Annotated in this window: 16 protein-coding genes; 4 read left to right on the forward strand and 12 right to left on the reverse strand. The window is 72.7% G+C overall.

What is annotated here, in order from left to right; translation table 11 throughout:
• Nucleotides 1-3: 3 nt before the first annotated feature.
• The 6 genes from LG395_RS34585 to LG395_RS34610 form a co-directional block, all read right to left on the reverse strand.
• Complete coding sequence (locus tag LG395_RS34585) at nucleotides 4-741, reverse strand: SAM-dependent methyltransferase (protein WP_225812671.1); 738 nt, start codon at nucleotides 739-741, stop codon at nucleotides 4-6.
• Between the two features lie 260 nt (nucleotides 742-1,001).
• Entirely contained in the window at nucleotides 1,002-1,775 is a 774-nt protein-coding gene (locus LG395_RS34590; protein ID WP_225812672.1) for an alpha/beta hydrolase family protein, read from the reverse strand.
• A 307-nt stretch (nucleotides 1,776-2,082) separates the two neighbouring features.
• A complete protein-coding gene (locus tag LG395_RS34595) occupies nucleotides 2,083-5,016 on the reverse strand; it encodes a hypothetical protein (protein ID WP_225812673.1) in 2,934 nt (977 codons plus the stop codon).
• Nucleotides 5,017-5,018: 2 nt separating this feature from the next.
• Complete coding sequence (locus LG395_RS34600; protein WP_225812674.1) at nucleotides 5,019-6,866, reverse strand: HSP90 family protein; 1,848 nt, start codon at nucleotides 6,864-6,866, stop codon at nucleotides 5,019-5,021.
• A gap of 50 nt (nucleotides 6,867-6,916) precedes the next feature.
• Complete coding sequence (locus LG395_RS34605) at nucleotides 6,917-7,903, reverse strand: hypothetical protein (RefSeq protein ID WP_225812675.1); 987 nt, start codon at nucleotides 7,901-7,903, stop codon at nucleotides 6,917-6,919.
• A 262-nt stretch (nucleotides 7,904-8,165) separates the two neighbouring features.
• Nucleotides 8,166-8,831, reverse strand: a complete 666-nt coding sequence (locus tag LG395_RS34610) for a TetR/AcrR family transcriptional regulator (protein WP_225812677.1) — start codon at nucleotides 8,829-8,831, stop codon at nucleotides 8,166-8,168.
• Nucleotides 8,832-9,008: 177 nt separating this feature from the next.
• Between LG395_RS34610 and LG395_RS34615 the strand changes: the two genes are divergently transcribed.
• Both LG395_RS34615 and LG395_RS34620 read left to right on the forward strand, forming a co-directional pair.
• Nucleotides 9,009-10,040: a medium chain dehydrogenase/reductase family protein gene (locus LG395_RS34615; RefSeq protein WP_225812690.1), complete on the forward strand. Its 1,032-nt coding sequence runs from the start codon at nucleotides 9,009-9,011 to the stop codon at nucleotides 10,038-10,040.
• A 266-nt stretch (nucleotides 10,041-10,306) separates the two neighbouring features.
• Entirely contained in the window at nucleotides 10,307-10,477 is a 171-nt protein-coding gene (locus LG395_RS34620; RefSeq protein WP_225812692.1) for a hydrophobic protein, read from the forward strand.
• A gap of 290 nt (nucleotides 10,478-10,767) precedes the next feature.
• On the opposite strand, the gene LG395_RS34625 is transcribed toward LG395_RS34620, so the two are convergent.
• The 4 genes from LG395_RS34625 to LG395_RS34640 form a co-directional block, all read right to left on the reverse strand.
• Complete coding sequence (locus LG395_RS34625; protein WP_225812695.1) at nucleotides 10,768-11,439, reverse strand: hypothetical protein; 672 nt, start codon at nucleotides 11,437-11,439, stop codon at nucleotides 10,768-10,770.
• A gap of 166 nt (nucleotides 11,440-11,605) precedes the next feature.
• Complete coding sequence (locus tag LG395_RS34630; RefSeq protein WP_225812696.1) at nucleotides 11,606-11,842, reverse strand: hypothetical protein; 237 nt, start codon at nucleotides 11,840-11,842, stop codon at nucleotides 11,606-11,608.
• Between the two features lie 799 nt (nucleotides 11,843-12,641).
• Nucleotides 12,642-13,334, reverse strand: coding sequence for a YbaB/EbfC family nucleoid-associated protein (locus LG395_RS34635; protein ID WP_225812697.1), 693 nt, complete (start codon nucleotides 13,332-13,334; stop codon nucleotides 12,642-12,644).
• Nucleotides 13,335-13,688: 354 nt separating this feature from the next.
• A complete protein-coding gene (locus LG395_RS34640) occupies nucleotides 13,689-15,863 on the reverse strand; it encodes an AfsR/SARP family transcriptional regulator (RefSeq protein ID WP_225812698.1) in 2,175 nt (724 codons plus the stop codon).
• Between the two features lie 227 nt (nucleotides 15,864-16,090).
• Between LG395_RS34640 and LG395_RS34645 the strand changes: the two genes are divergently transcribed.
• Complete coding sequence (locus tag LG395_RS34645) at nucleotides 16,091-17,122, forward strand: NAD(P)H-dependent flavin oxidoreductase (RefSeq protein ID WP_225812699.1); 1,032 nt, start codon at nucleotides 16,091-16,093, stop codon at nucleotides 17,120-17,122.
• Here LG395_RS34645 and LG395_RS34650 read toward each other — a convergent pair.
• Both LG395_RS34650 and LG395_RS34655 read right to left on the reverse strand, forming a co-directional pair.
• Nucleotides 17,113-18,108: an SLAC1 family transporter gene (locus LG395_RS34650; protein ID WP_225812700.1), complete on the reverse strand. Its 996-nt coding sequence runs from the start codon at nucleotides 18,106-18,108 to the stop codon at nucleotides 17,113-17,115. The two genes, LG395_RS34645 and LG395_RS34650, sit on opposite strands and share 10 nt — an antisense overlap.
• 155 nt (nucleotides 18,109-18,263) lie before the next feature.
• Nucleotides 18,264-19,280 (reverse strand): alcohol dehydrogenase catalytic domain-containing protein, encoded by a 1,017-nt coding sequence (locus LG395_RS34655; protein WP_225812701.1) that lies wholly within the window; start codon nucleotides 19,278-19,280, stop codon nucleotides 18,264-18,266.
• 185 nt (nucleotides 19,281-19,465) lie between these two features.
• Here LG395_RS34655 and LG395_RS34660 point away from each other — a divergent pair, with 185 nt between their 5' ends.
• On the forward strand, nucleotides 19,466-20,038 hold the full coding sequence (locus tag LG395_RS34660) for a TetR/AcrR family transcriptional regulator (protein ID WP_225812703.1): 573 nt from the start codon (nucleotides 19,466-19,468) through the stop codon (nucleotides 20,036-20,038).
• Nucleotides 20,039-20,231: the final 193 nt, after the last annotated feature.

Consider the following 20,231-nt stretch of genomic DNA (forward strand, 5'->3'; position numbering starts at 1 on the left):
GGGTCAGCCGGATGTCGGGCGCAGGATCAGGCAGAGGAAACCGAAGGCGTCCCGGTAGACGCGCAGCCATTCGTCGCGGTGGGTGGTGGCCGCTGCGAGCGCCTCGGAACCGTCCGGATCGTCGGGGTGGTCCAGGGCCCATGAGGCCAACGCGCCCGTCCAGGCCCATTCGTAGTCGTCGAGCTCGCGGCGTGTGCTGATGTGCCCGTGGACGGGGGTCCACCCGTCGGCGATGACGCGATCCATGGTGGTCGGCAGGTCGGCGAGGTCCCCGAGCATCTCGACGGCTTCGCAGGAGGGCTCGTGTGCCCAGAATCCGTCACCGATCAGGACGCGTCCCCCGGGAGCCAGGTGCTTGCGGGCCGCCGCGAGAGTGGGAAGCAGGCCACCGAAGGCGTGCGTGGCGCCGACACTGAGCACCAGGTCGAACGCGTGGGAGGCGGCGAAGTCGGCGGCGTCCTCGTGGTGGAGCAGGAGGCGCTCGTGAACGCCATGGGCGCGCGCGGTGTCACGGGCGTGCGCCAGCGAGCCCTCGGAGACGTCGACGCCCTCGGCCCGCACCTGCGGATGCGTGCTCAGGGCACGCACGAGCCACTCTCCGCCGCCGCAACCGAGGTCGAGTATGCGGGCGGCGCCGCGCGGGATGCCGCGCTCCAGCAGTCGGCGCACCGAGTCGTCGTCGAGCGGGGCCGCGATCGGATGATCGGCATGGGCGAGCCTGGAGATCTGTTCACGGTTCACCGGCGGAGCCTGACACGTGGAGAGGCCGAACGCACCTGCTTTTCCTCCGGCGCCGGAACACCGCCGGGCGACCACCGGCACCACACACCCTGATCAATGGATGGTGCTGTGTGCGGGGGTGCGCTCACCCGCGCACACAACGGGCGCCCGAAGGTGCGCGGGCGGGCGACCGCCCGCGCATCCGACCGGACGCGCCGGCTGTCGACACGGGTGGCGGCGACCGGGCCGGCGAGCCGGACGCCGCACCGCGCACCCCGGGCCTACGAGGTCGACGACGAGGTGGTCGGCCGGCCGAGGTGGCGGGCGAAGAACCGGACCGCGCTGTCGGCCTCGAACCTGGGCAGCTCCTTGTGCCGGCCCGAGTTCACGTGCAACGACTTCTCCTTCGAGGCGAAGGCGTCGAACAGCGCGAGCCCCTCCTCGCGCGAAATGTGCTCGTCGTCCCACTGCAGGTCGAACTCGATCGGGATGGTGATCAGCTTTGCCTTCTCGGCCAGGACATCGGGCCAGTGCTGACCGAAGACCGCGGCGGTGATCCTGGGCTCGACCGCCACGAACGGTATGCCGATCGCGGTTCCCATGTTGATGCCCCAGAAGCCGACCGGTCCGTCGGGGCCGATCTCCGGCAGGTCCTGGAGGGCGTCCAGGGTCGCCCGGTACTCGGGTACGGCGAGGCCGGCCAGGTGGTCGTTGTAGCGCACGACGATCGGGCCTTCCGGCTCGCCCGCCGCCCGGGCCCGGAACAGCTCGGCGATCTCCGCCTCGTCGTGCGCCGTCCGCGGCCGGTCGCCGTGACCTGGCGCGTCGATGACGGCGACGTGGAAGCCGCAGCCGGTCACGAGGAGCCGGGCGCGGCCGGACATCGCCGGATGCTTCTTGTGGTTGCCTCCGCCGTGGGCCATGAGGACCAGGGGTGCGCGATCGGCCGTGCCGGAGGCCGGCGACCAGAGAACGCCGGGGACGCCGCTCACGGTGAAGTCGCGTTCGACCATGCCGTCCGACGACGACTCGCCGGTGAATCGCAGAGAGTGCACAGGATGATGCCTTTCGGGAGTGCCCTGTTGTCGAGCGCTCCCGGCGACACCTACGTCAGCCGCCGGCCGTGATGGGAAGAGGGAGCACCCATGTCGATACAGCGTTCACGGGTCTCACCTCCTCGGGCGGTGTCACGGTCGACCGGAAAGCTACCAACCCGGTGATCACTCATCAACCCTTTTTCCGTCAGGTCGTCAGGTGACCGTGCCGTCCGGGCCGTGCCGCCACGACCAGGCCCGGCCGGCACGGCCGGCAAGCCGCCCCGCCTCACCGGGCCTCACGCTCGCAGGTCCGGTCGCCGCCGTCTCAGCCCTCGTCGCGCAGCCGGGCCGCCAGGGCGGTCAGCGGCTCGGTCTCGTCCTTGTGGCCCAGGGCGGTGAGACGGGAGACCGCCGCGTCGAGACGTGTCAGAGCGGGGGCGGGGCGTTCCAGGTAGAGGCCCTCCACGACACCCGCGAGCCGGACGCACTCGGCCCACTCTCCGGCGTGCCCCTCGTCGGCTCCCGGTTCACCGAGCAGGGTGAGAGCCTCCTCCAGCGCGGTCAGGGCGGTCTCGAACTCCTGGCCGTAGGCGTTGACCCGGCCGTGTTCGTAGGCCAGGGCGGGGTCCAGGGAGCGGCCGCGGGCCTCGAACCCCGCGGCGCGCGCCTCGTCGGCGACCCGGCCGGCGTCGGCGAGGAAGGCGAGGGCGTCGGGCAGGCCCTCGGGACCCTGCTGCTGGGCCTGGAGGCGGGCGAGTTCGCGCAGGCAGTTGCTGAGCTGCTCGTAGCGCGGTGCCTCGGCGTGGGCGGCGAGGGCCTGGTCCGCGGCCTCGCGGGCCCGGCCGAACTCGCCGGACTCGGCGAGGAGTACGGCGGTCTCCGCGGCGATCATGGCGTGGCTCCCGGGGTCGTCGTCCCAGCCGGCCGACTCGGCCGCGAGGGCGGCGAACTCCGCCGTGGCGGCCTTGAGGTCCTCCCCGGCGTGCAGTGCGCGGGCGCGGGTCAGGCGCAGCTGGGCGACGAGCCGGTCGTCGAGCTCTCCGGCGACGACGTCCGGTTCGGCCAGGAGGGAGTCGAGCAGGGCGATGCAGTCCTCGACGCGGCCCAGGTCCAGGCCGAGCTGCGCCGCGTTGCTGTAGGTGCAGAACGCGTCCGTGCGGCTGCCGTGGCGCAGTTCCAGCTCGGCGGAGCGCGTCAGGTGCCGCAGGGCCTCGTCGGGGCGGCCCAGGTGCATGGACGCCTGCGCCAGGTCACCGTGCAGGCGGGCGGTGTCGATCGTGTCGGACGGCCAGTCCGCGGCCAGTCGCAGGCTCTCGGTCAGGTCGGCGTGCGCGGCCTGCGCGTCCCGCAGGCCGAGCTGGACCCGGCCGCGCAGGCCGAGCGTGCGGGGCACGTGCCAGGCGGGCCCGTGCTCCTTCAGCCGGTCGAGGAGGGCGTCGATCTCCGCGGCAGCCGCGGGCAGATCACCCGAGAGCGCGTACGTACTGGCCCGCAGCATGAGGGCTCCGGAGACCTGTCCGGTGATGTCGTGCCGGGTGGCGAAGTCGAGCAGCACGTCCGCCTCGGCGAAGACCGGCGCGACGTGCTCCTCGTTCCTCGACGTCTGCAGCCGCAGGCCGAGCGCGGTCGCCCGCAGCCGCAGCAGACGGGCCTCCTGGTACGGGGCGAGACCGGGTGTCTGCTCGTGCAGACGGACCAGGGCCGCGTGGGCGTCGGTCAGCAGGGCGGCCTTCGCCTCGGCTCCGTCGGCGCCCTCCGCGGGCCTCTCGGCCGCGGTCAGCACGGCGCGTGCGCGGGTGAGCGCCGCCTGCTGCGGCGCTCCGGCCTCGTCGTACAGGCGCGCGGCCTGCTCGTACAGGGCGACGGACGCGTCGAACTCGTCCTTCTCGCCCGCCCGGCTCGCCTCGTCGGCCAGCAGGTCCGCGCGCAGCCGTGCGAGCGGACCCACGGCCGGGTCGTCGGGGTGGGCGTAGCCGGGGTCGGCGACGAGCGTGCGCAGCCGTGCCCAGCAGGCCGACGCGTCCGGATGCGCCTGCTCGTCCAACTCACGTGCCCGAACGATGAGTTCGGGGAGCGACTCCGGGACGGCGGCGGCCGTGCGGGCGGTGGGCGCGGGGACCGGGGCGGCCGGGGCCACGTCGTCGAGACCGCGGGCGCGCAGCGTCAGTTCCAGCGCGTCCAGGACAGGGGCGCGGTCGAGGCGGGCCCTGCGCCGGTCGGTGTGGGCCGTGGTTCCGTTACGGGCGTCGAAGCGGGCGGCGAGGTCGTCGGCGCGGCCCCGCACCTCGGCGCGCAGCCCGGCCACCGTCCAGGTGCGGCCCGCATATCCCGCGGCGGGCAGTTCGCCGTGGCCGAGGAACTCCACGCGCTTGAGGAGGACCTCCACGCCGGTGAGGAAACCGAGCAGGTCCAGCGGCGAGTCCACCTCGTCGAACAGGCTCCGGTTCTCGGCCAGGAGCTCCAGGCCGCGGGCCTCGTTGCCGGTCAGTGCGCAGAACTCCAGGTGCCGGCCGACCTCCCCGGACATCGAGGGGTTGCGGCGGCAGGCCCGGTACCCGGCGAGGTGCAGCTCGCGGGCCCGGTCGGTGCGCCCGGTGCGCAGCAGCGGAAGCAGCGCGTACGAGACGGAGCGGGCGGGCTCCTCCTGGCAGGACTCCTTCCCGGCCAGGACGGGCTCCCAGGTGCGCAGCGCCCGCTCGTCGTCGCCCGCCGCGAGGTGGTACAGGCCCCGCTCGCAGATCTCACAGGCCTCGCAGTCGCTGAGCCGGGTGCGGGTCCGTCCCGCCCACAGCTCGAAGGCCAGGTCGGTGTCCTCGCCGACGTGTGCGGCGAGCCGGTACGCCTGCCCGTAGTAGGGCTGGAGCCCGAGACCGGCCTTCTCGTACCGGTCGCGCATCTCCGTCAGCCACTGGCGCAGACTGGCCAGCGGCATCTCGGGCAGGGCGACCAGGGCGTTGGCCACCCACTTGAACCGCCAGAACAGCATGTGCCGCAACCGCTCGTCGAACACGTCGGGCTGCTCGTCGAAGAGGGTGAGCAGACGGGCGAAGACGACGGGTGACTTGCGGGGTTCGGAGCCGTAGGTGTACGCCTCCTGAAGTTCCAGGAGCGCGTGGACGAGCGGGACGGGTTCCGCGAACCGCTCGGCCGCGTCGACCAGTTCCTCGGCCGTGACGGTGCGGGTACGGCCGTAGGGGCGCCGGTCGTTGTCCTGGAGCGCCCGGTACAGCTCGTCGGTGGTCTGGGGTGCGGTCGGCATCGTCAGCTGTCCTTGCGGAGGGCGTGGGCGAGGAGGTCGAGGAAGGAGCGGTTGATCAGGCTCGACTCGGCGGGCCTGAGCGGGCGCCGGGACAGCATCGCGGCCTGCCCGTACAGGGCTTCGGCGCTGGTGCGGGCCAGTTCCGGTTCGTCGATGGTGACGGCGGTGCGGACCAGCGGATTGAGCTGGTTGAGGATCAGCTGGGCCCGGGGCGCCTCCTGCCGCAGGTGGCCGAGGATGTCACCCCACACCCCGCCCTGCTGTTCGCGGGCGAGCTGGGAACGGGTGCGCTCGTGCCGGGCCTCGCGGCTGTCGAGGAGGAGGGCGGGGGCGGACGCGGGCTGGAAGGTGCGCAGCGCGACGTCGCAGTCGAAGACGGCGAGGGCGTCGCGGGCCTGGGCGAGGTAGGCCGAGGCGGCCAGCTCCGTCTCCCGGTCGACGGGGTCCAGGTGGGCGGTGAGCGTGGCCGGGTCGAGGTCGGCGACAGCGACCTCCGCTCTGATCTCCGGCAGCCGGTGGACCAGTTCCCGGTCGTAGGTGTAGCCGCCGTTGACGACACCCAGTCCGGCGGCCGAGGCGATCGCCGCCACCTGCCGGAACTCCTCCACGCTGGCGGTCACGAGCACGGTGCGGTGGGTGCGCGCGAACTCGTCGAGGGTGGTGTGTCCGTCGGTGGTCTCGAACGGCAGCCAGGGCAGCAGCATCCGCAGGATCTCGTCGTCGTGCACGGCGAGCGACTTCACGGCCAGGTGGTGGGCCTGGAGGAAGCGGTTCAGCAGATCCGGGTCGCTCGCGGCGGCCCGGGCGATCCAGGCACGCAGCCGCTCGGCGAGGGCGTCGCGGACCGCGGCGAGGGTGTCGTCCTCGTACAGCGACTCGCGGGACGCCGTCGGGCGCAGGCTCTCGGCGTCCACGACACAGCGGACGAAGAACGCCCATTCGGGCAGGATCTCCTCGGCCTGCTCGGACAGCAGCATGCCCTTGACGTGCACGCGGTGGCCGTGGCGGCGTCCGGCCGGCACCGCCTCGGGCAGCACGCAGGCGATGCCCTTCAGGCCCACGGCCGGCAGGTCCAGCTCGATGGTGTCCAGCGGCGTGAACCCGAAGACGTCCGCACCGTACGCGGCCAGCGCACGGGAGCGTGCTCCCGGCGTGGGGTACGTACGCGCCCAGGGTGCGGGCTCGGGGTTGACGGGTGCGCCCGGACCGCCCGTGCCGTCGTCGAAGGTCACCGGGTGGCGCAGCAGGGAGCCGAAGTGCCGGGCCAGCGCGTGCACCTGGGCCGGGCGGGTCCACTCGCCCGCGTCGGCGCGCGGCGTCAGGGTCACGGTGGTGCCGGGCCGGGGGCGGGCGGAGGCGGGCAGGGTGCGGACGGTGTAGCTGCCGTCGCCGCGTCCCCGCCACTCCACGGCGGGTGCGTCGGGGGTGCGGGCGGAACGGCTGAGGACGTGGATCTCGTCCGCGACCAGGAAGCAGGAGAGCAGGCCGATGCCGAACTGGCCGATGAAGTCCGCGCGTTGCTCGGCGATCCGCTCCGCGCGCTTGCTGCTGCGTCCGATCGTGGCGAGGAAGGTGTGCACGTCGGCCTCGGTCAGACCGACCCCGTCGTCCTCGACGCGCACCACCGAACCGTCGGCGTACAGGCGGATACCGAAGGCGTCGGCGGGGGCGGCCGGTTGGAGGCCGTGCCGTGCGGTCAGCGCGTCCACCGCGTTCTGCAGCAGTTCGCGCAGGTAGACGCGAGGGCTGGAGTAGAGGTGGTGGGAGAGGAGATCGACGAGGCCGCGCAGATCCACCTGGAAGGTGCGGTCGGAGCCGGCCGGGCTGAGGGGAGTGTCGGGCAGAGTCATCTGGCAGTCCGGGGTGGGGTGATCGAGGGGTGACGGGAGGCGTGGCCGGTTCAGGCGTTGCGCCGGGCGCGGGCGTACATCTGTTCCGGCTTCGCCATGTACTTCCAGGGCCACTCGGTGTAGGCACCCCGGAGTTCCCGGAAGACGCGCGGCAGCGCGAGGCGCTCGGAGGCCAGGGACAAGGCCATCGCGAAGGTGTTGAAGTCCTCCTGCCAGCCCGGGTGACGCACGTAGGAGGGGTGGAGGATGCTGTGCTCGGCCGCCTCCAGCAACTCGTCCTGGATCGCGGGTTGGATGAGGCAGTTCTTGTTGTCCGACTCGACCCAGTCCTCGATGTGCGCCCTGGCGATCACACAGCCGAGGCGGTGACCCTCGGGGGCCCTGGCGAACGCCTTACGGGCGAACGTCAGGGCCTCGCCGGGCTCGCCGCCCCAACGGGGCTGCAGATGCGACACCCACTCGATGTGGGTCTCCAGGTCCAGCGGGTCGCGGCGCAGGGCGGCGTCGAGCCGGGCCTCGTTGACGGCCGGGCCGAGCGACATGCCGCGCCCGGAGGTGAGCAGACGGCGCCAGGGCGTGATCCACTCCGGCCGCAACTCGGCGGCTTCCAGCAGCTGTTCCTCGGCGATGTCCAGCCGCTCGTGGAAGACCCGCCACTGCTCCTGCGTGACGTCCACGGCACGGGCGGCGGTACGCGCCTCCCAGCCCCAGATGATGTGGCGCGCCCCGGATATCAGCAGGGCCGTAGCCCGGTGCTCCTTGTCCTCCTCGACGGCCCGGCCGATCCAGTCCTGGACACCGTCCAGGTCGGCCAGCTCGCCCAGGACCTGGTGGTCGCGGCCGAGGTCGAAGGGGGCCGACGCCGCCTTGACCGCCTCCCAGTCGCCCGCCTCCGCGGCCTCCACCAATGCCAGCACCCGCGTGTCTCCGAGCGCGCGCAGCCTGTACATCCCGTGCTTCCGCCTGCGCGGGGCCGGTAGGGCGTACGGATCCGCCGCCGGTCTCCGCCTGCCCCCGCCGAACAGCTTGCCGAGCATGCCGCGCCCTCCCCAGGTTCCCGCGTGATCGTCTGGCGCAGCATAATCGGGCCCACCGACATCGCTGCCACAGGGTTTTCACCGTCGGTCCACGGCTTCGGTCCCGCACCTCGCGCCCTTCGCGGTCCCGGCCCGTGCCCCCACGGCCGAAGCCCGCGCCACGAGGCCGAAGCCCATGGACGACCTCGGCTCCTGGGCCGCAGACGACGGGGCAGGCGAGTTCTGTCCGCGACCGCCGCGGCCGTCGCGTCCTGGTGGGGCGTTACCGGCTGAGGTCGTGCAGTTCGTTGTCGTACAGCTCGGCCGGGTCGAGGCCCATGCCGGTGAAATGGCCTGCCAGTTCCAGCGAGAGGATGCCGTGCAGGCGGGTCCAGAAGCGCAGGGCGCGACGCAGGGCGGCCGGCTGCGCGGGGTGGCCGGCGGCCCATTGCCGGTGCTGGGCGAGGTGCGCCTCCAGACGGGCGTCGGGGTGGCCGTCGTCCACGCCGGGCGCGGAGCCGCCGGTCGTCCGGGCGGCGTCGAGGAGGGCTTCCATGATCTCGGATGCGATCGCGGTGATGTCGTCGGGTGCCTGGTAGCCGGGGACCGGTGTGCCGTAGATGAGGAAGTAGCGCTGAGAGTCCCGCAGTGCCCAGCTGCGCAGCGCGTGACCGAGTCCGGCCAGATCGGCGCCTGACGCGGCGGCGGTGCGGATGGTGTCCGCGAGGCTGCGGTAGGCGTCCCGGATCAGCTCGGTGAACAGATCGTCACGGCTGGCGAAGTACCGGTAGAGCGCGGGGCCGCTCATACCCATCTGCTTGGCGATGGCATTCAGGGAGAGCCCCGGCGCCCCGGCGGCGGCGATCTGCTCCCAGGCGCGCTCCTTGATCTCGGCCCTGACCTGGGCGCGGTAGCGCTCTCGGGGGGTCTCCTTGCCGGCGACTGCCATCTGCTGTCCCTTCCCTCTCGGATCACGGCCCGCCCGGTGGCCGGGCGCGCCGGTCGACGCAACGCTGTTGGTTAGAGCCTATTACGGAAGTTCTTGACCATCACTCACGCCTTCAGTTATAACTTCTAACGAACGCGCTAGCCGCTAACAACGAGCGGGAAGTCGATGGAGGCCGTGATGAACGCTGGGGAAATGACCGAGGTCGTGCTGCCGGGCAAGGTCGAGCCGGAGGGGCTCCGGTTCCGCCAGGGAGCCGTGCCGGCCGCCGGCCCGGGCCAGGTCGTCGTCCGGATGGAGGCGACCGGTGTCTCCTTCGCCGAGCAGCAGATGCGCCGCGGCCGCTACTACGACCAGCCGCCCTTCCCGTTCGTCCCCGGCTACGACCTGGTCGGCACGGTGGCGGCGACCGGCGAGGGCGTCGATGCGGGTCTGCTCGGCACCCGGGTGGCCGCGCTGCTGAAGGTCGGGGGATGGGCCACTCACGTGGTCGTCGACGTCGCCGACGTGGTGCCGGTCCCCGACGGGATCAGCGCCGCGCAGGCGGAGACCGTGGTGATCAACGGCATCACGGCCTGGCAGATGCTGCACCGCAAGGCCCGCGTGCGCGCCGGGCAGACCGTCCTGGTGCACGGCGCCAACGGGGGAGTCGGCTCGGTCCTGGTCCAGCTCGCCCAGGCCGCGGGCGTCCAGGTGATCGGTACCGCTTCCGCGCGCCACCACGCCGCCCTGCGCGAAGCGGGAGTGATGCCGGTCGACTACCGCACCGAGAACATCCCCGCCCGCGTCCGTGAACTCGCCCCGGGCGGCGTGGACGCCGTCTTCGACCACGTCGGCGGCCGCGGCGTCGTCGACTCCTGGCACCTGCTCGCCCCCGGCGGCACGCTCGTCTCCTACGGCAGCGCCTCCACCCGCGACGACGAGGGCTCCAAGCAGTGGCCCGTCCTCAAACTCCTGGGCCGTGTGTGGCTGTGGAACGCCCTGCCCAACCGCCGCCGCGCCTACTTCTTCAACGTCTGGGCCGGCCGCGCCCTCGGTCCCAGCCGCTTCAGGGCCCAACTGCGCGCCGACCTCACCGCGGTGTTCGAGGCGCTCGCACGGGGCGAGATCACCGCGCGGATCGCCGCGGAACTGCCGCTCACCCGGGTCGCCGAGGCGATGCGGCTGGCCGAATCCGGCACCGTCGCCGGAAAGGTCGTGCTGCACGCCTGACGCACCGCGCGGAAGCCGGCACTCGTACCCGCCCCCGCCGGGGGTCCGGCCGCCGCGCACCGTACGACTCCGGTGCCGACGAGCCGCGGGCACCGGCCGCCGCCGGGCGGTTGGCGTACCGATGTCGCGGTGCGTGGGGAGCCGGGCCGGGGGAACCCTGCATGGCGTGCGGCCCGCATATGCCCTGTACTTTGTGAAAGAAACACGCGTTTTATGTGCATGTCAGTGCGAGGTAAGGGCACCTGGTGGCCAGGAGGTTGATAACGATGGTTCCCCTGCTTCTGGTTCTTCTGCTGGCTCTGATCCTCTTCGGTGCGGGTTTCGCGCTGAAGGCGCTGTGGTGGGTCGCGGTGATCGTGCTGGTCGTGTGGCTGCTCGGCTTCGTCGTCCGTACGGCGGACGGCGGCGGCCGCAAGGGCCGCTGGTACCGCTGGTAGACGACGGACGCACTCGGCACTCGGCGCGAGGTACGCGCCACGCGCGAGCGGTGAGTGGGGCCCGGCCGATACGGCCGGGCCCCACTCGCGTCGGATCACCCGCCGCGAAGGTGGTTGGGAGGGATCGGGCTTATCGGGCGCACCGCAGGGTACGTGAGTCATGCACCGGTCCCGCGGACCCAGCAGTGGAACCCTGCTCCTCCTGTCCGCGGGGCCGGTGCACGCCGCGTCGGCGCGAGGCGCGGTGCCAGGGCCCGCGAGCCCGGCATGATCCGACCGAGAGGCCCTGGTCAGGGCAGGCGGATGTTGTCGTACCTGGTGTTCGGCTCCCCGTTGGCGTACACGCGCGGGGAGGTGAACACCCCGGCCAGTTCGTCGTCGAGAATCGCTCTCCGGGGGAGGCTCAGCCCGTAGTACTCGCCCATCAGCCGGTACACGTCCTGGATGTCCGGGACCCGCAGCCTCCACCTGTCCTCCGGCTCGTCGGGCGAGTCAGGGTCCGGGGCGAGGCTGCCGAGCCCGATCTCGGCGGTCATCCGCCGGGTGAGGGGATGGTCCGCCCTGACCGCCCGGTGAACCTCGCCGTCGAAGTAACTCCAGTCGAGCTTTCCGTCCACGATCACGTCGACGACGGGCGGGTCCATGGTGGTGTCCATGACGGTCAGCCATGTCCGGCCCTCCCACAAGTGCTTCAGGTGGTCGGGGCGTTGCATGTAGAAGCCGTCGTCGCCCCCGCACAGGGCGAAGGCCCACCCCGCGTGCTCGCCCAGCCTGGCCCAGTCCGGGATGTTGCCTGAGCGGTCCAACGCCGTGTTGAACACGTCAGGAGACATGATGCCGAGGGCGGGATCCGCCCCCCGCATCGCCGCCAGCTCCTCGACGCCCACGCCCTTGACCATCTCCAGGTAGAAGCCCCAGGAGGTGAGGTCTTGCTGTATCCACTCGAATCCCTCGTCGCTCATGGCCGGAAGTGTGGCAGCGGCCTCTGACAGCCCGGCCCGGCACCGTGATCCGTGCCGCGCGACACCGGGCCGGCTGCCGTGCCGCGAGAGCCGGTGTCCTGCGCCGGAGGCCCGTCGGCGGCTGCCCGTGCCACGGACCGTGCCGGGCACCGCCCGCCGGCCGAGCTCAGAACAAGGTGTCGGTGTGCTCGGTGGGTTGGGAGGCCGGCGTGCGCGTGCGGCGGGGACGCTCGGGCTCCGGTTCCTTGCCGAACAGCGCCTGTGTCCCGCATTCGTCGGGCACGGCGGGGACCGGCCGGCACACGGCCGCGTCGACCAGGTCGACCAGGTCGAGCGGGGCGGAGTCGTCGAAGTCGGCGCGCTTCATACGGGTCCAGTCGCGTCCCTGGGGTATGGCGGTCACTGGCGGTCTCCTGTCTGCGCTCGGGGCCGGGGCGTGGGCGGCTTGCTGCGGTGGCATGTCGGTGTGCGGGTCGGTGCCGTGCGGTGCTCGCGTCGCACGGTGGGCCGCACAGGTGATTGCCCCGCGGTGACGGTTCCGGCCGTTCTCGTCCTCCTCGATGCCGTGTCATGGTTGTCGTCGCCCGGCGCACCGGCCCAGTCTGTCTTTCCGTCCTTCTGCCCACAACGGGACGTGGGCCGTCGTGGGCGTTCGGCTACTCCTTCGCCGAGTCCCTGCGCGAGGAACTGCGCGGCAGCGGCGTCACCGTCACCGCGCTGCTTCCCGGTGCCACCGACAGCGACTTCCACCAGCGCGCCGGCATGCGCAGGACCGCCGTCGGCAAGGGCGTGAAGAACGACAGGCGCCTGGTCGCCGAGCAGGGCGTCGGCGCCCTCCTCGCCGGGAAGGACACGCAGGCGGCGGCGACAGGGCCACCGAGCGCCAGGCCCTGCCCAACCGGTTCCTGCCCGAGCCCGTCAGAGCCCGCCGTCAGAGAACCAACGCCAAGCCGTAACCCACACCGGCTCTCCGGCCCTGCCGTCAGCCGTGACACGGACGGCCGTTGCCCTGGCAGCAGGATCCCGCCGTGCGCGCGAGTCGAGGACGGCGCGAGAGTCCCGACGTGCGGGCCGCCCCCGGCCGGGAACCGCTGCTGGGATCGGCGGAGCCGGGCAGCCGCAGCGCGCAGGCCCCCGGCGTCCATGGCCGCTCCCCGCCACTGACACGCGGCCCCTGCGCACGACGGCGCAGCTCACCACGATCAGTCGGTGTCCGGCACGGCGCGCTCGCCCTCCGACGGCTCCGCCGGGTCCGGCCGTCCCCGCCCGTCGGGTGTGCACCACCCTCCGGCGGACTCGCACACGGCCTCACCCAGCGCCACGACCGCTTCGGACAGCTCCGCGGGCAGGGAGGCCGGCCGGGCGGGCGGCGGAACGCCGGGCAGCAGCTTCCCCCAGAGCGGCCCCGGGGGGAGCGGCCGCTCCGGTGCCGCACCGCGGCCTGGCGCCCGGTCGGGGACGGCGCCGAGAAGCCCGGACACCGACCGGGCCTCCCGCACCACCCGGCCCCAGCACGTGTGGGGCGGGGTGTGTGTCCCCGGGCCGTCGGGGAACAGGCCGTCACACGTGTCCGGTGAGGCGCATCCCGGCACGTGGGCCGCCGGGGAACAGGTGATCGCGGCGGCGCGCAGGGCCACCTCCGTCCGGGCTGTCGTCAGGGCCGCCAGGACGCTGCCGGCCAGCTCCCGGCCGGACATCTCCTTGAACCGGTTGGTGGGAAAGCGGATTGCCGACGTCCGCCCGTCGGCGCACACGGTGGCCTCCACCACGCCGTCCGCGGACGACGCCGTCACCGACAGCGTCCGCAACTCCTCCTCGGCCCGGGCCACGGCGTCGTACCGCCGGGCGAAGTCGGCGAGGACCTCTTCCACGCTGTCTCCCGGAGACGTGTCCACCCTTGCGCTCCTCCTGTGTCGGTGCAGCGACTCGGCGTCGGCGTGCTACGAGAGACACACGAGGGTGCCGGCGGCCATGGTTCACACCTTCGGACCGCCGTCTCCACGCGACCGTCACGATCCGGCCGTCGGGTGTTCGTGCTCGGCGACCGTGGACTCGCCGGGGACGTCGTGGACAAAACGATCGCTCGTGCCCGGCGGAATCCCGACCGCCTCATCGGCATGACGGTATCGGTCAGGGACCGACTGCCGATGGGAACGGTCAGGTCCGGGCACCGGGACGCTGGGCGCGCACCCCGTGGGCGCCGTACGGCTCGGGCCGTCCCGAGACATGGCGGCGGGGCCGCTCCACGGTCAGCCGTCGGCGCGGTGCACGAAGGTCCGCAGCGTTGAGCGGAGTTGGCGGCGGAACGTCTCGCCCCCGGCCCCGGGGAGCAGACCCGTGTCCTCGACGAGGGACGGCAGCAGATGTCTCTCGGCGACGATCCACTCAGCGGCTTCCGCCCTTCCGTGGAACCGCTGCGGCCGTACCCCGGGACGCGGGGGCGGCAGGATCAGGGCCCTGCGGTGCGGGGCGAGCAGCGCGGTGGCGGCGTCGGCGCTGTACAGATAGTGCTCGACCATCCTGGCGCGCGCCGCGGAGCGCGCGTCGGCCGGATCGTGCCGGGAGCCGAGTTCGGCGGAGAAGGCGCGCAGCAGTCCATGACACGTGTACCGGCCCGGTACGAGCTCGGCGAGCAGGTGGTGGTCCGTGAGTTCGGCGATGTCCGCGTGCGTGTCCCGCACGTCGGTGCCGGCCAGGCTGGCGGCGGCCGGAGCGGTGATGTCGCGCGCGGGGTGCAGGCTGAGCAGCCGGAACAGTGACGCGGCGCTGTGGCTCAGCGCTTCGTAGGAGGCCGTGAAGGCACTCCTGACATCGGTGCGGACATCCAGTGTGGACAGGGCCGCGAGGGTGCTCCGGCCGTCCCGCAGCTGTGCGGCGAGCGAGGCGAGGGAGAACGCCGGTTGCAGCAGCACCCGGGTGGCGGCGACGGCCAGCGTCAGCGGCAGTCCCCCGCACACCTCCACGATCTCCTCGGCCGCGGCATGCTCGCCCCTGAGCCGGTCCGCGCCCAGCCGGCGTTCGAGCAGGTCGAGGCTTTCCCGCCGGGTCATGGGGTCGAGCGTGACGATCCGGGCGTCGTCCGTCACGGCCAGCCCCTCCAGCCGCCGACGGCTGGTGACGATCGTCAGACACCCGGGTGTGGTGGGCAGCAGGGGGCGGACCTGTTCGCTGTCGCGGGCGTCGTCCAGGACGAGGAGCAGCCGGCGTCCGGCCAGGGCCCTGCGGTACGCGGAGCCCAGCGCGGCGGCGCCCGGCTGTGCGGGGACCGTCTCGGTGCCCAGCGCTTCGAGCACCGTGCGCATGGCTTCGCCGGGGTCGAGAGGCGCTTGCGAGGGGTGATGGCCGCGGAGATCCACGTAGACCTGTCCGCCGGGATAGCGTGCCGCCGCCAGGTGGGCGACGTGCACGGCCAGGGTCGTCTTGCCCACTCCCGCCATGCCGCAGAGCGCGGCGGTGATGGCCGGGGCCGGGCTCTCCCCGTCCAAGGGCAGCAGTCGCAGGAACCGGTCGAGCGCCGCGTGCCGGCCGACGAAGGAGGGGCAGTCCTGGGGCAGTTGGGACGGCACCGGCGCGGCCGGTTCGGGGTCCGCGGGCCCGTTCACGGGCACGGTGGGCGTGCGTTGCGACAGGTGCTGCTGGGCTGCCCGCAGTTCGGGTCCGGGGTCGACGCCCAGTTCGTCGGCCAGACGATGGCGGATGCGGTCGAACTGCCGCAGGGCCTCGGCCTGCCGTCCGGTGGCGGCCAGGGCGGCGATCATCCGGGCGTGCAGGGCTTCGTCGAAGGGATGGCCGTCCAACGCCCGGCGCAGCGCGGTGAGCAGGTCCTCCGTCAGCGCGGGCGCAGCGGTCAGGACGACGTCGGACGCTTCCTTGACGACCGCGACGAACTCGTGTCCGACCGCCGTGAACACCGGATGCCGGGACACCAGGCTGCCGTCGGCGACGACGGGCCCGCGCCAGAGCCGCAGGGCCTCGGCGAAGCGGTGGGCGGCTCGCGCGGGGTCGCCGGCCCTGGCCGCGATCCGCGCCTGCGCGCACAGGTCACGGAAGTGCAGGAGATCGGAGTTCGAGGCGTCGACCAGCAACCGGTAACCGTCGGCGGCGCGCACGAGGTGCCTGGCGTCGGACCGGCTGCGCAGCCGGGGTTCCAGCGTTCTGCGGAGGGCACCGATGTGCCGGTGCACCACGTTGGCCGCGCTGGCCGGCGGCTCGTCGTCCCACAGGACGTCGATCGCCTCGCTCAGTGTCAGGGGGCCGGGAGCGCGCAGCACGAGCAGGGCGAAGAGGGCCAGCCTCTTGGGAGGGCCCAGATGGAGTTCGTCGGTGCCGCGCACCGCGCGCACGGGGCCGAGGATCGCGTAGCGCACCACCGCGTCCGTCTCCCGTCCGGCCTCCCCGCCGTCGGAACCGATGTCATACGTCACGTACTGCTCGCATGGTGGGCGTGGAAAGGAAAGGAGAGATTGGTCGGGTTTGAGCGGTCAAGTAAAAACACTTCTCCTTGACGTGTCAAGGAGAAGTGGGCCGGTCGGCGATGCCCGCTGTGCATGATGGCGACGCGACCGGCATTTCAGCTTGTCCCGCCGGGCGTCTACGGTCACGTTGGTCGGGGCAGGGGTGACCGCCCGCGGCCGGAGGAGAGGAAGCCGACATGAACCGACTGCTGGACGGCCTGGGAGTCTCCCTGCCGGTCCTCGCCGCCCCGATGGCCGGCGGATCCGGAACCCCCGCGATGGTGACGGCGGCGGCCCGTGCGGGAGGAATGGGTTTCCTCGCCGCCGGCTACAGGCCCGCGCAGGCGCTCGCCGAGCAGATCGACGCCGTCCGGGCGGAGAACGTCCCCTTCGGCGTCAACCTCTTCGTCCCCACCCCGGTCACCGTCTCGCCGCAGGACTACCGCCGTTACGCCCGGCTGATCCAGCCCGAGGCCGACCGCTACGGGATCGTGCTCGCCGCCGGGGAACCGGTGACGGACGACGACGACTGGGCGAACAAGATCGATCTGCTCACCGCGTCGCCGGTACCGGTGGTCTCGTTCACGTTCGGTGTCCCCGATCCCGCGGTCGTCAAGGCCCTGCGCCGGTCCGGGACCGTCGTCCTGCAGAGCGTCACCTCCGCGGACGAGGCCCGGCAGGCGGCGGAGGCCGGGGTGGACGGGCTCGTCCTGCAGGCCTCCGCCGCCGGCGGACACTCGGCGACGTTCACCCCCGAGAGGCTGCCCGCCCCCGTGCCGCTGCCGGATCTGATCGCCGACGTCCGCCGCGGCACCACACTGCCGATCGTCGCCGGCGGGGGCATCGCCGGCCCCGCCGACGTGGTGGCCGCGCTGCGCGCCGGCGCGGACGCCACCACGGTCGGCACCCTGCTGCTGCGTACGGAGGAGAGCGGGGCCGCCGCTCCGCACAAGGCCGCGCTGGCGGACCCCGCCTTCACGGAGACCGTACTGACCCGCGCGTTCACCGGACGCCCCGCACGCGGCCTGCGCAACCGGTTCATCGAGCGGTACGACGCGGTCGCCCCGGTGGGTTATCCGGCCCTGCACCATCTCACCGCCCCGTTGCGCAAGGCGGCCACCGCCGCCGGCGACACCCGGCTCATCCATCTGTGGGCCGGTACGGGCTACCGGGAGGCGAGGGCCGAGAGCGTCGGCCGCACCCTCGAGCGGCTCGCCGGTCAACTGTGACCCAGCGCGCTGCGCCGCCGCGCGGCGCGGAGCGCGTATCCGGCGGTCGCGGCCGACAGCAGGACGAGCGCGGCGGTGGCCGCGGCCAGGAGCACCCAGACGAGAGCCGGTCCGATCCGGACGCCGGTCGCCACGAGCAGCCTGATGGTGAAGTTCGCGCTCGCCGTCACGGGGAAGCTGAAGACCCACAGCCCGGGGTGGAACGCGCGCTGACGCAGGTCCGGCAGGAGGAAGGCGACGAGGAGGACCGTGAAGAACAAGGTCCCCGCGAAGCCGTAACCGACCGGGCCGAAGGCTCCCTTGTGGGCCGCGGTCCAGGCTATGCCGCCGGTGGCCGGCGGAATGGTCAGAACGGCGAGTGCCGGTCGCGCGGGCGGCGGCAGCGGTCCGGCGGTGACCAGTCCGCCCAGGATGACGGTGCCGAAACTCAGCCAGTACAGCAGCCCGACCGCGAACGCCGCGTCGGCGACGCCGGGCAGCCTGAGCGACGAGGCGACGGCACTGGCGATGAACGGGGCCGAGGAGACGGGCAGCAGGAAGCCCGGGTGCAGGACGGTCGCGCTGAGCGAACCGGTGAGCCAGTGGGCGAGCAACCGGGCGGCGACCAGGGCGGCGAGAAGGGCGAAGACCGCGTACGCCCATCGGGCGCCGCCGAGCCCGAAGCGGGAGAAGTGACTCGTGATCAGCATCCCGATGATGGGCACGTAGGCGATGGCGAAGCCCTGGGCGGGATGACGGAGGTCGTGGCGCAGGCTGCGCCACCTGGCTCCGCCGTGCCGCAGGTACTGTGCCAGCAGTACGACCCAGATCAGGCCGCTGACCGTGTACAGGACATCGCTGACCGGCAGGGCTCTGTGATGGACCGCCGCCGCCGACTGCCAGGCCCCGCCGAGGCCGGCGGTGCCGAGCGAGACGGACAGCAGGCCGATACGGGCCGCGCGGACCGTGTGTCCGTCCGCGGGGATGTTCTCTCTGACGTTCTTCACACAAGGTCCTGAGGAGACCCGCCGGGGCGGGCGGGGAGGGGATGTCGGGCAGTGGGCGGGAAGCGCGGGGCCACCTGTGCGGGCGGAATCCTCGGACTCCGCCCGCACGGACCGCCGCCCGCGAGGACCGCGGTCCTCGCGGGCGGCGGGGCGGCTCAGGCCGCGGTGTCCAGTACGACGCGGAACCGGGCCTTGCCCGAGAGCATCCGCTCGTACCCCTCCATGGCCTGGGCGAAGGGCACGACCTCGACGCTGGGCCGGATGCCGTGGGCCAGGCTGAAGGCCAGGTTGTCCTCGTTCTCGATGGAGGAACCGGTCAGACTGCCGACGATGGCGTGCGTGCCGAAGATCAGGTCGGGGGTCGAGACCGTCAGCGGGTCGGGTGCGGCACCGACGACGACCAGCGTGCCGTTCGGGGCCAGGCCCCGCACCAGCGGGTTCATGGACGCACCGTTGGACGCGGTGGCGACGATGATCGAGGCGCCGCCCAGGTCGCGCAGGGCCTCGCCGGGGTCGACGGCGCTGCTGTCGATGTACTCGTCGGCGCCCAGCTTCCGGGCGAGCGCCTCCTTCTCCTCGCCCCGCGCCACCGCGGCGACCCGGTGGCCGAGGCTGCGCGCGTACTGCAGGGCCAGGTGGCCGAGACCCCCGATGCCCTGCACGGCCACCAGGGAACCGGCCCGGGCGCGCCCCTGCTGGAGCGCGGTGAAGGTGGTCAGGCCGGCGCACAGCAGCGGCGCCGCGTCGACGGCGGAGAGGCCGTCGGGAATGCGCGCGAGCCCGCTGGCCCGGGCGTAGACCACCTCCGCGTAGCCGCCGTCGGTGGTCGTACCGGTCTGCGGCTGGTCCAGGCAGTTGACGAAGTCACCGCGACGGCAGGGCTCGCACTCCCCGCAGTGCCCGTTCAGGAAACCGACACCGACGCGGTCGCCGGGCTGCCAGGCGGTGACGCCGGCGCCGACGGCGTCGATGACACCGACGATCTCGTGCCCCGGGACGAGGGGCCGCGAGGGGTCCGCGCGCAGGCCCTCGATGGCCAGTACGTCGGTGTGGCAGACACCGCAGGCCTCCACCCGCAGCCGGACGTGTCCGGGCTGGGGCTCGACCAGTTCGCGCTCGACCAGCCGGAGGTTGTGGACACCGGTCGCCTCGAAGGCTCGATACGTGGACATGCTGCTCCTGAGTGTGTGTTCCCGGCCAAGACAGGGGGGATGAGAAAGGGCCGACGCAGTAAATGGTCGGTCGACTTGAAGCAGAGTAACCGATGCGCAGCCACGTGTCTGTACGCGGCGACCGGTCCACCCCGACGTTTGACTCCGGTGAGGCGACCGTTCATATTGGACGTGAGGTGATCAACATGGGACGTCCGTCCAAGCGTGAGGAGATCGCGCAGGCCGCCTTGCGGCAGTTCCAGGCGAGGGGCTTCAACGCCACGGGCATCAGCGACATCACCACCGAGGCCGGGGTCCCCAAGGGGTCGTTCTACAACCACTTCTCCAGCAAGGAGGAGAGCGCCCTGGAGGCGTTGAGCCGGTACGCCGCCGGCTTGCGGTTCGACATGCTCACCACGCCGGGACAGCCTCCGCTGGAACGGCTGCGCGCGCACTTCGAGTACCTCGGCAGAGACACCCTCGACAACGGCTTCGTCCGCGGCTGCCTGGCCGGCAACTTCGGCGCGGAGATGGCGGACCACAACGAGGAGATCCGCTCGGCCGTCCAGCGGGGATTCGGCCGCTGGGCCGAGCACATCCAGCGGGTGCTCACCGAGGCGAAGGAATCCGGCGACCTCGCCGGCGACCTCGACGTGGCGGACACCGCCCTGTTCGTCCTGAGCGCCTGGGAAGGTGCGCTGATCGCGGCCAGGGCAGACAAGTCCGCCGCCCCGGTCGATGCCTTCTTCCGCCTCGTCTTCGGCGTCATCCTGCGCTGAGTCCTCCCGCCTTCTGGCGCCCCACGACCCGTCCTCGGGCGGGCCGTGGGGCGCCAGAAGTGTGTCCTGCCCCTCCGCGGCCGGCCTTGGCCGCCGAGCGTCACCGGAGGGCGATTGACGTAAGTCGACCGGTCGTCTAATTTAGGTGACCGGTCGGCTACCAAGTCGCCACCCAACCCCGAATGGAGAAGTT

The organism is Streptomyces spinosus, assembly GCF_020400655.1.
Classification (GTDB): Bacteria; Actinomycetota; Actinomycetes; order Streptomycetales; family Streptomycetaceae; genus Streptomyces; species Streptomyces argyrophylli.